The 463-nt window shown below is 67.8% G+C and carries 1 protein-coding gene; it reads right to left on the reverse strand.

The features are described from left to right. The coding region (locus FF041_RS39435) for an RNA-guided endonuclease InsQ/TnpB family protein (protein WP_228388653.1) at positions 1-463 on the reverse strand (463 nt) is incomplete at both ends.

Raw genomic sequence — 463 nt, forward strand, 5'->3', positions numbered from 1 at the left:
TCGCGTACGGGCGAGTCCCCTGACCGCCAGGTCCTCAACGGCAACCGCTTGGTTCTCACGGATGATCTTCGTCGAGAGCTGGTGGTGGAACTCGCGCCGCGCGTCGGCCACTCGTGCGTGAGCGCGGGCGACCTTCAGCCGGGCCCTGGTCCTGTTGCTGGACCCCTTCACCTTGCGGGACAGACGCCGCTGCTCCCGCTTCAGCTTCTTCTCCGCCCGTCGCAGAAAGCGCGGGGCGTCGATCTTCGTACCGTCCGAGAGGACCGCGAAGTGTGACAGGCCCAGGTCGATACCGACCTGCCCATCGGTCCCGGACAGCGTCTCGCCGGGCTCGGTCTCCACGACGAAGCTCGCGAAGTACCGGCCCGCAGCGTCCTTGACGACGGTCACCGTGGACGGTGTGGACGGCAGTGCGCGGGACCACTTCACCCGCACATCGCCGATCTTCGGCAGGGACAGGTCC

The organism is Streptomyces jumonjinensis (genome assembly GCF_009600885.1).
Taxonomy (GTDB): Bacteria; Actinomycetota; Actinomycetes; order Streptomycetales; family Streptomycetaceae; genus Streptomyces; species Streptomyces jumonjinensis.